Origin of the sequence: Amycolatopsis sp. NBC_01307 (assembly GCF_035975215.1) — a bacterium.
GTDB lineage: Bacteria > Actinomycetota > Actinomycetes > Mycobacteriales > Pseudonocardiaceae > Amycolatopsis.
The window spans coordinates 833,429-846,569 of the sequence record NZ_CP108403.1 but is presented as its reverse complement, the minus strand read 5'-3'; the positions used below and the strand labels follow the sequence as shown (position 1 = coordinate 846,569).

Below are 13,141 nucleotides of genomic sequence, written 5' to 3'. Positions count from 1 at the left end.
GCACTGGAGCCCAGCTGTGACGATCTCGGCGACCACGACCACCACGTACCCCACCGACGCGGTGGCCCGGCTGCGCGAACTCCGCCCCGGGGCGTCCCCGGACCGGATCGACGACGTCCGCCGCGCCCTCCACCCGTCGTTCGCCGGCCCGGCGCTGATCGAGTACGCCGGTGTCGCTCCGGCGCGGCACGACCCGGACTCCGCCTCGGCCGCCCTGCGCGCACTCGCGCGCGCACCAGTCACCCCGGCACCCGCCGAAGTCCTCGCGGCCACACCGGAAACCGGCGACGAGCTGATCGACTCCTTCGTGACGGCGGTCGCCACGGACGTCTTCGGTGACGCTGTCGTCGAACACGGTTCGGCGGCCGCCGCGGCGGCGATCCGCGCGGCGGCGGCCGGCGCGTCACCGCGTCGCCGGATCCTGCTGCTGGACCTCGCCGAACGCCACGCGCTCCGCTGTTTCCCGGTGCCCGAGGTGGTCGCCGGACTCGGCGGTGACCGCGGTTACCGGCACGCGGCGTTGCGCTACTTGTCCCAGTGCGCCGGCGACCCGGCGGCGGCCGAAGCGATCGCGTCGATCCGCGAACGAACCGACGACCCCTACGACCGCGTGCTGGCCTCGATCTGCCTGGCCCGGCTGGCCGACGTCCCGACCGACTCTCCTTTGTGGACGGTTCCGCCGCCGGACCGGCCGGGGCTGACCGTGGCCCAGTCGATGCTGCTGGGCTCGTTCGACCACCCGGGCGCCGGTGCCAGCGGCGGGCTCACGGTCCTGCTGCGCCACCTCGGGCACGCCCTCCCCCGCCGGCCCGGGATCGCCCGGGTGGTGACCCTGACCCTGCTGGGCCGGGACCGGCTGGCCGAGGAGCCCGCGCTGGCCGAGCCCGACGGGACCGGGCACGTGGTGCTGCGGCTCCCGGTGGACGCGCCGGGCGCGCCGGCCCAGATCGACCTGTCCCGGCACCGCCCGGCGATCACGTTCCTGGCCCGGCAGCTGCTGTGGCTGGCGGGCTGCACCCCGGACGTCGTCCACGTGCGGTACTCCGACGACGGATCCGCCGCGATCGCCCAGGCCGCCCGCGCGCTCGGCGCCCGCACCGTGTTCACCCTCACCGCCGACCCGCACCGCTCGCTCGCCGAGCGGCACGCCGCCGCCGGTCCCGCGGATCCCGTCGCCGCCCGGTTCGACCTGCACCGGATGTACACCGCCGACCGGCTGGTCGCGACCGCGGACACCCTGCTGGGGCTGCCCGGCCGGCCCGGCGGCGAGCTCGCCGGGTACTTCCCGCGGCTGCGGGGGCGTGAACCGGAGTCCGTCGCCGAAGGGATCCCGCTGCTGCCCCGCGTGCCCACGGCCGAAGCCCGCCAGCAGCGCCTCGCCGAGTCCCTGTTCGCGCCGGCCCCCGGCCGGCCGCGGCTGGGCGACGCCGCCCGCGGCCTGCCGGTCATCCTGTCCGTGGGCCGGCTGCACCCGGTCAAGCAACAGGACCTGCTGGTCGAGGCCTGGCTCACGCGCGGCCTGCACCGGCAGACCGCGCTCGTGCTCGTCGGCGGTGACCCGGCCGCCCCGAGCGCGGAGGAAACCCGCGTCCTCGACCGGATCCTGGCCCTGTGCGCCGAGCACCCCGAAGCGGCCGGCCGGCTGGCGGTGCTGCCCGCGATGGGCAACGAGGACGTCCGCCTGATCGAGCACGGCGTCACCCGGTGGCTCCCGGCGCCGACCCCGCACCTGTACGTGTGCCCGAGCCGCAAGGAGGAGTTCGGCATCGCCGTGCTCGAAGCGATGGACGCGGGTCTGCTGGTGCTCGGTCCGCGCCGCGGCGGGCTCGGCCACTACGTCGAGCACGGCCGCAACGGCATGCTGGCCGACACCGCGACGCTGAGCCGGTTCGCCGACGGGCTGACGGCGTTCGTGCGCGCCGCGGCCGGTGATCCCGTCCGGGCGCGGGCCGCCGCGGCCGCCGGGCGCGCGACCGTGGCCCGGCGGTTCGGCATCGACCGGGTCGCCGGGCGCTTCGCCGACGTCTACCAGCACAGCGTCGCCGCGCCGCGGCACATCGTGCCGAGACGGTGAAGACCCTGCGTGGCCGGGACCTCGGTTGGGTATTTGGTCCTCGTCACGGCCCCACGAGCGAGGAAATCGACGGTGCAGGTGCTGCTGCGATGACCGAAGACGACGACGCCCACGCGCCGCTGGCCGATCCCGGCCGGCTGGCCGCGCTGGCCGAAACCGGGCTGGGCAACGAATCCGACGCGGCGCTCGACGCGCTGGCCGAACGCGCGCGCCAGCGCGTCGGCACCCCCGTGGCGCTGGTGTCCCTGGTCACGGACCGGGAGCAGGTCTTCCCGGGTCTGGCGGGACTCGGCGAGCCGTGGGCGCACACCCGCCGCACGCCGCTCTCGGCGTCGCTGTGCCGGCACGAGGTGGTGACCGGTGCGCCGCTGATCATCGAAGACGGCGCCCTCGACCCGCGGTCGCGCGACAACCCGGTGGTCACCGACATCGGCATCGGCGCCTACGCCGGGATCCCGGTCACCGACGCCGCCGGCCGCGTCCTGGGCAGCCTGTGCGTCATCGACCACCAGCCACGCCGGTGGCGCGAGGACGAGCTGGCCGTGCTGGCCGACCTCGCCCACAGCTGCTCGCTCGAGCTGCGGCTGCGCATCGCCACCCGGGACGCCCACCAGGAACGCGCCCGCACCGACACCGCCGAAGCCATGCTGCGCGTGGCGTTCACCCGCTCCCAGCTGCTGCTGACCGCGTCCCAGGCCCTCGCCCACGCCGACGACATCTCGCAACTGCGCGAGATCGTCACCGACCTGGTCTCCGGCGACCTGAAACCGGCCTACGTCGGGCTCACGCTCACCGAAAGCGACGGTGACCTGCACCGCATTGACGACCCCCTGCAGGCGCTCGGCCCCGAGTCCGGCGACGCGTTCTCCCACGTCGAGGACGACACCCCGATCGCGCTCACCGCCCGGGAAGGGAACCTGCAGCTCTACCCCGACCCCGAAGCCATCGCCGCCGCGTTCCCCGAGACGGCGCAACGCCGTTACGCCGAACTGGGCCTGCACGCGATCACCTGCGTCCCGCTGCCCGGACCGGACGGCGTCGCCGGTGTCCTGCTGTTCGGCTGGGACACCCCGCACGACGTCGACGTCCACGAGCAGGCCGTGATCACCACGCTGGCCGGTTACGTCGGGCACACCCTGGAACGCGCCCGCTTCGTGGAAGACCGCGTCACCGTCGCGCGCGAGCTGCAGGAAGCCATGCTGACCCGGCTACCGGACCTGGCCGGCGTGCGGCTGGCCGCCCGCTACCTGCCCGTCGGGCGGCACGAGCAGGTCGGCGGCGACTGGTACGACGCCATCGACCTCAACGCCGTCGACGGCGCCGACCGCGACGCCGTCGCGCTGGCCGTCGGCGACATCACCGGCCACGACATCCACGCCGCCACCCTGATGGGCCAGGTCCGCAGCATGGGCCGGCAGGCGACCTGGGAGCGTCCCACCGGGGCGCCCTCGGCCATTCTCGCCGCGACCGAGCAGGCCTGCGTCGCCACCGGGGTCCGCGCGACCGGCACCGTGCTGCAGGCCCACCTGCGCCCCGACGCCGGCGACCGCTGGCTGATGCGCTGGGCCAGCGCCGGGCACCTCCCGCCGGTCGTGCGCCACCCCGACGGCTCCACCACGGTCCTGACCGGCGTCGACCTCATGTTCGGCTACCCCGAGCTGCGTGAGGTCCCGCTCACCGATCGCCAGGTGCGGCTGGCGCCGGGAGACACCGTCGTGCTCTACACCGACGGCCTGGTCGAACGCCGCGGGAGCGACCTGGACATCGGCATCCGCCGGCTGCGGGACACCGTCGCCGCGCTGGACCCCACCGACACGGCCCGGTTCGTCGACGACACCATCCGCCGCATGCTGGGCCAGGGGACCCCGCACGACGACGACGTCGTCGTGCTCGCCGCCCATCTCCCCGCCACCGATCGGCGGTGACCGGCCGCGCGCAGTACCGTCGAGTCATGTGGTGACACGCCCTTGCCGGGGAGATCGCCATCCCGCTCGTCTCGCGGACCGCGCACCGCCGGTCATCGCCTCCCCGGCCTGGAACGAGGTCCGTCCGTGACCGCCCCGGTTTTTCTCGGCTCGATCACCTTGCTCGACGGAGCCGTCGTGCTCGCCTTCACCGGCGAACTCGACCTGGCGACCGCACCCGAAGCCCGCACCATCGCCGCGCAGGCGCACGAGAAAGCCGCCGCCGAGGCGGGCAAGAGGCTCGTGATCGACCTGCGCGCGGTCACCTTCCTCGCGTCCGTCGGCCTGGAGCTGCTCGCCGACCACCGCAGCCGGGCCGAGCACACCGGCGTCACGATCGCCCTGGTCGCCACCACGCGGACGGTCACCCGGGTGCTGGAGGTGACCGGCCTCGACGCCCGGTTCACCACCTACGCCGACGTCGAGACCGCGGTCGCCGGCTAGAAGCTGTCTTAGTCGGTCCAGGTCCAGTCCCGGATCTCCGGCATGTCCTCCAGGTGCTCCCGGATGTAGCCGTGGTGGCGGGCCAGCATGGTGTGGCAGTGCTCGGCCAGCGCCGCGCCGCCTTCGGGCACCCGGCGCGACCTGCGCAGGGCCTCGAGGACGAGGTGGTAGCGGCTCATCCGGTTGAGCACGACCATGTCGAACGGCGTCGTGGTGCTGCCCTGCTCGGTGTACCCGCGGACGTGGAAGCGGCCGGGGTCGGGGCGGCCGTGCAGCAGCTGGTGCACGGCCCGGGGATAGCCGTGGAAGGCGAACACGACGTCGGCGGTGGCGGTGAACAGCCGCTGGAACTTGCGCTCGCTGAAGCCGTGCGGGTGGTCCCCCGGCGGGAGCAGACCCATCAGGTCGACCACGTTGACCACCCGCACCCGCAGGTAGGGGACGTAGTCGCGGAGCAGCCGGGCGGCGGCCAGGAGCTCCAGCGTCGGCACGTCACCGGCGGCGGCGAGCACGATGTCGGGTTCGCCGTCGGGTGTCTCGGTGCCCGCCCAGTCCCAAGTGGACGCTCCGGCGGCGCAGTGCGCGGCCGCGTCCTCGATTTCCAGGTACTGCAGGTGTTCCTGCTTGTCGGCGACGATCAGGTTGACGTGATCACGGCTGCGCAGGCAGTGGTCCGCGATCGACAGCGTGGTGTTGGCGTCCGGCGGGAACCAGACGCGCACGACGCCGGGCGCGAGCGGGATGGCGATGTCGATCAGGCCCGGTCCCTGGTGCGAGAACCCGTTGTTGTCGTTGCGCCAGCAGGTCGAGGTCAGCAGCACGTTGAGCGACGCGACCGAGCGTCGCCACGGCAGGTCCGCGGCGTGCTGCAGCCACTTGGCGTGCTGGACCAGCATCGACGCCGACACCATCGCGAACGCTTCGTAGGTCGCGAACAGCCCGTGCCGGCCCGAGAGCAGGTAGCCCTCCAGCCAGCCCTGGCACAGGTGCTCCGAGAGCACCTCCATGACGCGGCCCTCGGGTGAGACGTGGTCGTCGGTGGTGAGGATCGGCGCCTGCAGGCAGCGGTCGGTGGCCTCGAAGACGGCGGCGAGCCGGTTGCTGGCCGTCTCGTCCGGGCAGAACAGCCGGAACGTGCCGCCGCCGTCGGACTCCCGGGTGCTGCCGCGGTAGACGTCGCGCAGCAGCTCGCCGAACGGGCGGGTGTTGCCGTGGTGCACGACGCCGGGCGCCGGCACGGACACCGCGTACGGCTCCAGCGCGGGGATGTCGAGCCGCGTCAGCAGCCGGCCGCCGTTGGCGTACGGGCTGGCGGACATCCGCTTGTCCCCGGCCGGGGCGAGCGCGGCCAGCTCCGGGACGAGCCGGCCGCCGGCGTCGAACAGGCTTTCCGGGGCGTAGGACCGCAGCCAGCGCTCCAGCAGCCGCAGGTGCCCGGCGTTCTCGCGGACCTCCGTCAGCGGCACCTGGTGCGCCCGGAACGTGCCTTCGATCGCGACGCCGTCGACGACGTCCGGGCCGGTCCAGCCCTTCGGCGTGCGCAGGACGATCGCCGGCCAGCGGACGGGGTGGAACGGCTCGGGCGCGCCGGCGCGCGCCCGCCGCTGGTTGTCCCGGATCCGGTCGTGGGCGGCGGCGAGGGCGGCGTGCAGTTCGGTGAACACCGCGGCGGGCTCGTCACCGGACACGAGGACCGGGTCCCAGCCCTGCGCGGTGAGCAGCCCGAGGACGTCGGCGTCGTCCGCCCGGCCGAGCACGGTCGGGCCGGCGATCTTGTAGCCGTTGAGGTGCAGGATCGGCAGGACGGCGCCGTCGCGGCGGGCGTTGAGGAACGCGGGGAGCTTCCAGGACCCCGCCAGGGGCCCGGTTTCCGCTTCGCCGTCCCCGATCACGCAGGCGACGACGAGGTCCGGGTGGTCGAACGCGGCCCCCGCGGCGTGGGCGAGGGCGTACCCGAGCTCGCCGCCTTCGTGGATGCTGCCGGGCGTCTGGACGCCGACGTGGCTCGGCACGCCGCCCGGGGTGGAGAACTGCCGCACCAGCCGGGTCAGCCCGGCGATGTCGGCCGAGACGCCGGGGTAGACCTCGCCGTAGGTGCCTTCGAGGTAGGCGTTCGCGAGCAGGGCGGGCCCGCCGTGGCCCGGACCGGCGATGTAGACGCAGTCGGCGCCGGTGTCACGGATGAGCCGGTTGAGCAGGGTGTAGATCATGGACAGCCCCGGGCTGGTGCCCCAGTGCCCGAGCAGCCGCGGCTTGATGTCCGCCGCCGAGAGCGGCACCCGCAGCAACGGGTTGTCCTGCAGGTAGATCTGGGCGACGGTCAGGTAGTTCGCCGCGGCCCACCACCTCAGGTCCAGGGCCCGGTCGTGCTCGCCGTAGGGCGAGGTCGTGGTCGTGGTGCCGGTCAGGGTCGTGGTCTGCTGCATCGCCGTGGCCTTCCGGAGGCGGATCGGGCCGGCTCTCAGCCGGTCGTGCCGGTGACGCGGACCGCGGTGACCCCCGGCACCGCCTGGGCCAGCACGGTCGCGACGTGCCGATCGGTCTCGTCGTCGAACGCGTCCACGACCTCGACCGCGCCGTCGTGCACTTCGACGCTCCAGCGCCGCGGGCCGCCGTAGATCGACAGCTGGTGGCGGACGTCCGCCGAGATGACCGTGTCGTCGCGAGCGAGCGCCCGGACCAGGTCGCGCCGGGTGACGACGCCGACGACGTGGGCGCCGTCGACGATCGGCATGCTGCGGATCCGGTCCTCGAGCAGGACGCGCACCAGGTCGACGACGTCGGTGCCCGCGTCCATCCCGACAGCCGGGGTGGTCATCACCCCGCCCACGGTCCCGGACGGCGGGGCGGCCGGGCGCTCGTCCGGGCCGGCGCGGTACCGCGCGTCGCGCGGGAACCGGTCCCGCACGAGGTCCGCCTCGGTCACCACGCCGACGAGCCCGCCGTCGCCGCCGAGGACCGGGAGCGCGGTGAAACCGTGCGCGGACAACAGGTTCGCGGCGTACTTCACCGTCATCTCCGGGGTCACCGTGACGACGGGGCTGCTCATGATGTCTCGTGCCTGCATCGAAGTCCTCTTCCGTCGGTCCTGACGCTAGGCGCGCGCCCGCCGGGTGCGCTGCGGCCGTTCGTCACCGATCGCGAGGACCTCCGGCTCCCGCGGTCCGGGCGGCCAGCGCGAGGGTGGTCTGCCGGGCGATCTCCAGGTCCTCGCGCGCGGTCACGACCAGCACCCGCGCGGGTGCGTAGGCGTCGCTGACCAGCCGGTCGCCGTCGCCGGCCAGCCGCCCGGGGTCGACCCGCACCCCGAAGACGCCCAGTTCCCCGCACAGCTCGGCCAGCAGCGCCGGCTGGTGTTCCGCGACGCCGCCGGTGAACACCAGCGCGTCCAGGCGGTCGAGCGACGCCACCACCGCGCCGATCTCCCGGCGCAGCCGGTGCAGGTAGACCGCGATCGCGGCGCGGGCGTCCGGGTCGCCGTTCTCGCGCGCGGCCAGCACGTCCCGCACGTCGCCGCCGGTGCCGGTCATCCCGGCCAGGCCGCTGCCGCGCTCCAGCACGTCGTTCAGGCCGGCCGCGTCGGTGACACCGGTGCGCAGCAGGTACAGGAGCAGGCCCGGGTCGACGCTGCCGGAGCGGGTCGCCATGACCGCCCCTTCGAGCGGGGTGAAACCCATCGACGTGTCGACGCCGCGGCCGTCGCGGACGGCCGTCACGGAGACGCCGGAGCCGATGTGGCAGCAGACCAGGTGCAGCGCGGCGGGTTCCCGGTCGAGCAGCTCGGCGGTGCGCCGCACGGCGTACGCGCAGGAGAGGCCGTGGAAGCCGTAGCGCCGCAGACCGTGTTCGCGGACCCAGTTCCTCGGCAGTGCGTACCGCGCCGCGGGTTCCGGCATCAGGGCGTGGAAGGCGGTGTCGAAGCACGCGTAAACGGGCCCGGTGACGATCTCGGTGACCACCGCGGCCAGTTCCAGCGACAACGGCTGGTGCAACGGCGCCAGCGGGGTCAACGCGGTCAGCCGCGCGGTCTCCGCGTCATCCAGCAGCACCGGGTCGGTGCTCGGACCGCCGTGCACGAACCGCACACCCGCCGCGTCGATCGGCTGCCGGCGGGCCACCAGGTCCGCCAGGGGATGCCGGGCCTCGGCGGCGCCGACCGTGACCTGGCCGACCTCCCGGCCGTCGTCGACGACCGACAGCTTGACGCTCGACGAGCCGGGATTCACCGTCAGGACCCGCATCGGGCACCGGCCTCCGCCCCGGGGAGCCGCATCGGCCCACCGCCCGCGACGCTATCCGTGCGCCGATGCGGTTCGGCGATCCCCGCGAGATCAACGGGTGCCATGGTGTGCCCCTCGGTCGGCTGGTCGTCGCGCCGGGGTCCGGGGCACTCCCCGGCAGCCTACGCGCTCGGCCGTCGCCGTCGAGCAGCTCGCGGCTCACGGCGTGGGCGACGGGAAGCGGGCCCGGGGCGAGGTACACCAAAGTCACCGCGATCCGGGGATTTCGGCACCATCGCCGGCCGAGACGCCGGCCCATGCTCGGTGCACAACCGAAAAAGGAGATCACGATGTCCGTCCAGGACCGCGGCCCGTCCCTGACCACCCCCTTCGTCCCCGACCAACCGGAAACCCGGACAGCCGAACGACGCCGGCCCACCTCCGCCGCCCGCGGCCCAGCGCTCGCCGTCCTGCGCATCGTGATGGGCCTGACGTTCCTCTGGGCCTTCCTCGACAAACTGTTCGGACTGGGCTACTCCACCAGCCCAGCGCAAGCCTGGATCAGCGGCGGCTCCCCGACCAAGGGCTTCCTCGGCCACGTCCAAGTCGGCCCCATGCAGTCGACGCTGCGCGACTGGGCCGGCGCCGGCTGGGCCGACTGGCTGTTCATGCTCGCCCTGCTCGGCCTCGGCATCGCCCTCCTGCTCGGCGTGGCCCTGCGCCCGGCCGCCACCGCCGGCACCATCCTGCTCGCACTCATGTGGATCGCCGAATGGCCACTCGCCCAGTCCACCTCGGCCGGCACAGCCACGTCCTCGACCAACCCCCTGATCGACTACCACCTCGTCTACCTCGTCGTCCTCATCGCCCTGGCCGCCTTCGCCGCGGGTGACACCTGGGGCCTCGGCCACCGATGGGCGAAGCTGGACCTCGTCCGCCGCACCCCCTGGCTCCGCTGAAAAGTACGCATAAGATCCACAAAGGACAGTCACCGCTGCGGGAGGAAGACCATGCGCACCAGCACCACAGCCGGTCAGGTCATGACCCGGGACGTGCTCACCGCGACTCCGGCCACGCCGTTCAAGGACCTGGTCGCCAGGATCGTCACCGGCGGCGTCAGCGCGGTCCCGGTCGTGGGCCCGGAGGGCGGCTTGCTCGGCGTCGTCACCGAAGCGGACCTGCTGTGCCGGCAGGCGCACCAGGACGACCGGCTCGGCGCGGCGTGCCCGCACTTCGCCGGCCACCTGAGGCGGGAGGACTGGCGGAAGGCGGCCGCGCGGACCGCGGCCACGCTGATGACCGCGGCCCCGCCGACCACGACCCCGGGGGCCACCCTGCCGGAGGTCGCGCGGCTGCTCACGACGAGCGGGGTCCGCAGGCTGTTCGTGCTCGACGGCGAGCGCCTGGTGGGCGTCGTCGCGCGCCGGGACGTCCTGCGCACTTTCCTGCGCACGGACGAAGACCTGCGGGACGACGTCGACCGCACCGTGCTCGGCGACGCGCTGCACGCGGACAGGAACGCCGTGCTCGCGAGCGTCGAGCGCGGCGTGGTCCTGCTGACCGGCCGGCTCGAGTACGGAGCCGACGTGGCCACCGCGGAACGGCTGACCCTCGCCGTTCCCGGCGTCGTGGAGGTCAGGAACCGGATGGACTTCGTCTGGCAGGGTGGCCGGGCGGTTCCGCGGTGCTGAAGTAGGCGGCCCGGCGGCGCAGGTGCCGCCGGGGACCGGCGGGCGGTGGCGTGGCGGTCGTCGTCCGCGCGGCCCGGTAGAAGATCCGCTTGCCCGCTTCGATCAGCACGAGGTACCCCAGCACCATCCCGGCCAGCGCCGCGAAGAACCCGCCGGGCAACGGCGAGAACCCGAGCGTGCCGGCCAGCGGCGTGGCCGGCAGCAGCGCGCCGACGGTGACGACGCCGAGGGCCCCCAGGGTCAACGGCAGGCTGGGATGGCTGCGGAAGAACGGGATCCGCCGGGTGCGGATCGCGAAGATCACCAGCGTCTGGGTGGCCAGTGACTCGACGAACCAGCCCGAGCGGAACTGGTCCGGGCCGGAGTGGAACACCCACAGCATGACGCCGAAGGTGACGAAGTCGAACACGGAGCTGAGCGGGCCGAAGAAGATCATGAACCGGCGGATGAACCCGATGTCCCAGTGGGACGGCCGGCGGAGCTGCTCCTCGTCGACGGCGTCGGTCGGGATGGCGAGCTGGCTGGTGTCGTAGAGCAGGTTGTTGAGCAGGATCTGCGACGGCAGCATCGGCAGGAACGTCAGGAACAGCGACGCGCCCGCGGCGGAGAACATGTTGCCGAAGTTGCTGGAGGTGCCCATCAGCACGTACTTGATGGTGTTGGCGAAGATCCGCCGCCCTTCGGTGACGCCGTCGGCGAGCACGTCGAGGTCCTTCTCCAGCAGGATCACGTCGGCGGCGTCCTTGGCGACGTCGGTGGCGGAGTCCACCGAGATGCCGACGTCGGCCGCGTGCAGGGCGAGCGCGTCGTTGACGCCGTCGCCGAGGAACGCCACCCCGCCGCCGCTGAGCCGCTGGACGCGCACGATACGGGCCTTGTGCTCCGGGTTCACCCTGGCGAAGACCGTGGTGCGGGTGATCGCGTCGGCGAGCCCGGTGTCGTCGAGGTCGTCGAGGTCGGCCCCGGTCAGCGCGGCGCCGTCGCCGAGGCCCAGGTCGTGGCAGACCTTCGCGGCGACCGCGGGGTTGTCGCCGGTGACGACCTTGACCGCGATGCCGAGCTCACCCAGCCGCCGAAGGGACCGCGCGGCGTCGTGCTTGGGCGGGTCGAGGAACACCAGGAACCCGAGCAACGCCAGGCCGCGTTCGTCCGCGGGCGCCGGCGGCCGGCCGCCGGGGAACGGCCGCATGGCCACGGCGACGACCCGGTTGCCCGCGGCGAACTCGGCGTCCAGGGCGCGGCGCGCTTCGGGTGGGACGCCGGCGCAGCGGTCCAGCACGGTCTCCGGCGCGCCCTTGGTGACCAGGACGGTGTGGCCCGCCGGGTCGCGGACGACGACGGAGATCATCCGCCGCTCGTGGTCGAAGGGCAGCACCGCCAGCGTGGTGTAGCCGGCCAGCGCGGCTCGTTGCGCCGCCGAGCCCGGCGACGCCCACAGCGCCTGGTCCAGCGGGTTGCCGCCGACGGCGGCGGCGTTCTCGGTGCAGAGCAGGCCCCAGCGCAGCACTTCGCCGGGATCGCCGCCGGCCGCCGGGACGGCCCGCATGTAGTCGACGCGGCCGAGGGTGAGGGTGCCGGTCTTGTCGGTGAACAGCACGTCGACGTTGCCCAGGTCCTCGATGCACACCAGCCGTTTGACGAGCACCTTGCGCCGGCTCATCCGCCGCGACCCGGCCGCGAGGCTGGTCGACACGACCGCGGGCAGCAGCTGCGGGGTGATGCCGACCGCGATGGCGAGCGAGAACAGCAGCGCGTCGAGGATCGGCTTGTGCAGCACCACGTTGATCGCGAAGATCGACGTCGTCAGCGCGCCCGCGACGTACACCAGCAGCATCGAGAACTTCCGCAGCCCGACCTGGAACTCGGTGTCGAGCTGGTGGGTGCTCAGCCCGGCCGCGATCGCCCCGAACCCGGTGCGGGCGCCGGTCGAGACCACGACGCCGGTGGCGCTGCCGGCGTGCACGACGGTGCCCATCAGCGCGCACCCGGACAGTTCGGCCAGCGCGGTGCCCGCGGCCACGGCCGCCGTGCTCTTGTCCAGGGGCAGCGACTCCCCCGTCAGCACCGACTCGTCGCACTCCAGGCCGGTGACCGACAGCAGCCGGACGTCGGCCGGGACGACGTCGCCGAGCTTCAGCTCGACGACGTCCCCGGGCACCAGCGCGGTCACGTCGACCGGCACGGGGTGGCCGTCGCGGATCGCCACGGTCTCGTGCCGGATCTGCGCGTGCAGTGCCTCCGCGGCCTTCTCCGCGCGGTACTCGTTCACGAACCCCAGGCCGACCGAAACCGCGACGATCACCCCGATGATCACCGCGTCACCGCGCTCGCCGACGAAGTACGACGCGACGGCGGCGACCATCAGCAGGACCAGCAACGGCGAGCGCAGCTGGTGCCACAGCACCGGGATCAGCCGCGCCCGGTGCGACGACACCGCGTTCGGCCCGTACCGCGCCGACCGTTCGGCGACCTCGCCGGCGCTCAGCCCGTCGATGGTGACGCCGAGCGCGGCCAGGACCGCTTCACCGGTCAAGGCCGCGGCGTGGGTGACGTCGATGGCCGGCGCGGCCGGCCGGGCGGGCGCCTCGGCGGTCATCCGCCGTCCGCCCGGTGCGGCGGCGGCGTGCTGGTGGTGCGAAGGGACATGGGTGCCTCGGCGTTCGCGAGCGGGATGCGGGATCGGTGACGAACGGCGCCGGGGTCCGAGGCACTGGGAAATGTCTGCCGGCCGACGACGGGAAGCCGCGA

The 13,141-nt window shown here is 73.8% G+C and carries 9 protein-coding genes; 5 read left to right on the top strand and 4 right to left on the bottom strand.

Annotated features, from left to right (window positions below; genetic code table 11):
- The first annotated feature begins 16 nt into the window (after positions 1-16).
- The 3 genes from OG439_RS04000 to OG439_RS03990 all read left to right on the top strand — a co-directional run bounded on the left by OG439_RS04000 (position 17) and on the right by OG439_RS03990 (position 4,482).
- Complete coding sequence (locus OG439_RS04000) at positions 17-2,074, top strand: glycosyltransferase family 4 protein (RefSeq protein ID WP_326947957.1); 2,058 nt, start codon at positions 17-19, stop codon at positions 2,072-2,074.
- 89 nt (positions 2,075-2,163) lie between these two features.
- Positions 2,164-3,999: a SpoIIE family protein phosphatase gene (locus OG439_RS03995; protein ID WP_326947956.1), complete on the top strand. Its 1,836-nt coding sequence runs from the start codon at positions 2,164-2,166 to the stop codon at positions 3,997-3,999.
- Between the two features lie 126 nt (positions 4,000-4,125).
- Positions 4,126-4,482, top strand: a complete 357-nt coding sequence (locus OG439_RS03990) for an STAS domain-containing protein (RefSeq protein ID WP_326947955.1) — start codon at positions 4,126-4,128, stop codon at positions 4,480-4,482.
- An 8-nt stretch (positions 4,483-4,490) separates the two neighbouring features.
- Here the strand turns inward: OG439_RS03990 and OG439_RS03985 are convergent, their stop codons facing one another.
- From OG439_RS03985 to OG439_RS03975, 3 genes are all read right to left on the bottom strand, one after another.
- A complete protein-coding gene (locus OG439_RS03985; RefSeq protein WP_326947954.1) occupies positions 4,491-6,908 on the bottom strand; it encodes a phosphoketolase family protein in 2,418 nt (805 codons plus the stop codon).
- Between the two features lie 35 nt (positions 6,909-6,943).
- Complete coding sequence (locus OG439_RS03980; protein ID WP_326947953.1) at positions 6,944-7,549, bottom strand: CBS domain-containing protein; 606 nt, start codon at positions 7,547-7,549, stop codon at positions 6,944-6,946.
- Positions 7,550-7,613: 64 nt separating this feature from the next.
- Positions 7,614-8,723 (bottom strand): acetate/propionate family kinase, encoded by a 1,110-nt coding sequence (locus OG439_RS03975; protein ID WP_326947952.1) that lies wholly within the window; start codon positions 8,721-8,723, stop codon positions 7,614-7,616.
- Between the two features lie 329 nt (positions 8,724-9,052).
- On the opposite strand from OG439_RS03975, the gene OG439_RS03970 reads away from it, so the two are divergent.
- Both OG439_RS03970 and OG439_RS03965 read left to right on the top strand, forming a co-directional pair.
- Positions 9,053-9,661: a DoxX family membrane protein gene (locus tag OG439_RS03970; RefSeq protein WP_326947951.1), complete on the top strand. Its 609-nt coding sequence runs from the start codon at positions 9,053-9,055 to the stop codon at positions 9,659-9,661.
- Between the two features lie 51 nt (positions 9,662-9,712).
- Positions 9,713-10,393 carry a CBS domain-containing protein gene (locus tag OG439_RS03965; RefSeq protein WP_326947950.1) on the top strand — a complete coding sequence of 227 codons (681 nt, stop codon included), beginning with the start codon at positions 9,713-9,715 and terminating at the stop codon, positions 10,391-10,393.
- Here OG439_RS03965 and mgtA read toward each other — a convergent pair.
- Positions 10,338-12,989 carry a magnesium-translocating P-type ATPase gene (mgtA, locus tag OG439_RS03960; protein WP_326947949.1) on the bottom strand — a complete coding sequence of 884 codons (2,652 nt, stop codon included), beginning with the start codon at positions 12,987-12,989 and terminating at the stop codon, positions 10,338-10,340. The genes OG439_RS03965 and mgtA overlap by 56 nt on opposite strands.
- Positions 12,990-13,141 lie beyond the last annotated feature (152 nt).

What these genes read in the sequence shown, in the direction of transcription:
- OG439_RS03980 (WP_326947953.1), bottom strand. Translation starts at nt 7,549, where the DNA reads ATGCAGGCACGAGACATCATGAGCAGCCCCGTCGTCACGGTGACCCCG.
- mgtA (WP_326947949.1), bottom strand. Translation starts at nt 12,989, where the DNA reads ATGACCGCCGAGGCGCCCGCCCGGCCGGCCGCGCCGGCCATCGACGTC.
- OG439_RS03970 (WP_326947951.1), top strand. Translation starts at nt 9,053, where the DNA reads ATGTCCGTCCAGGACCGCGGCCCGTCCCTGACCACCCCCTTCGTCCCC.
- OG439_RS03975 (WP_326947952.1), bottom strand. Translation starts at nt 8,723, where the DNA reads ATGCGGGTCCTGACGGTGAATCCCGGCTCGTCGAGCGTCAAGCTGTCG.
- OG439_RS03985 (WP_326947954.1), bottom strand. Translation starts at nt 6,908, where the DNA reads ATGCAGCAGACCACGACCCTGACCGGCACCACGACCACGACCTCGCCC.
- OG439_RS03995 (WP_326947956.1), top strand. Translation starts at nt 2,164, where the DNA reads ATGACCGAAGACGACGACGCCCACGCGCCGCTGGCCGATCCCGGCCGG.
- OG439_RS03965 (WP_326947950.1), top strand. Translation starts at nt 9,713, where the DNA reads ATGCGCACCAGCACCACAGCCGGTCAGGTCATGACCCGGGACGTGCTC.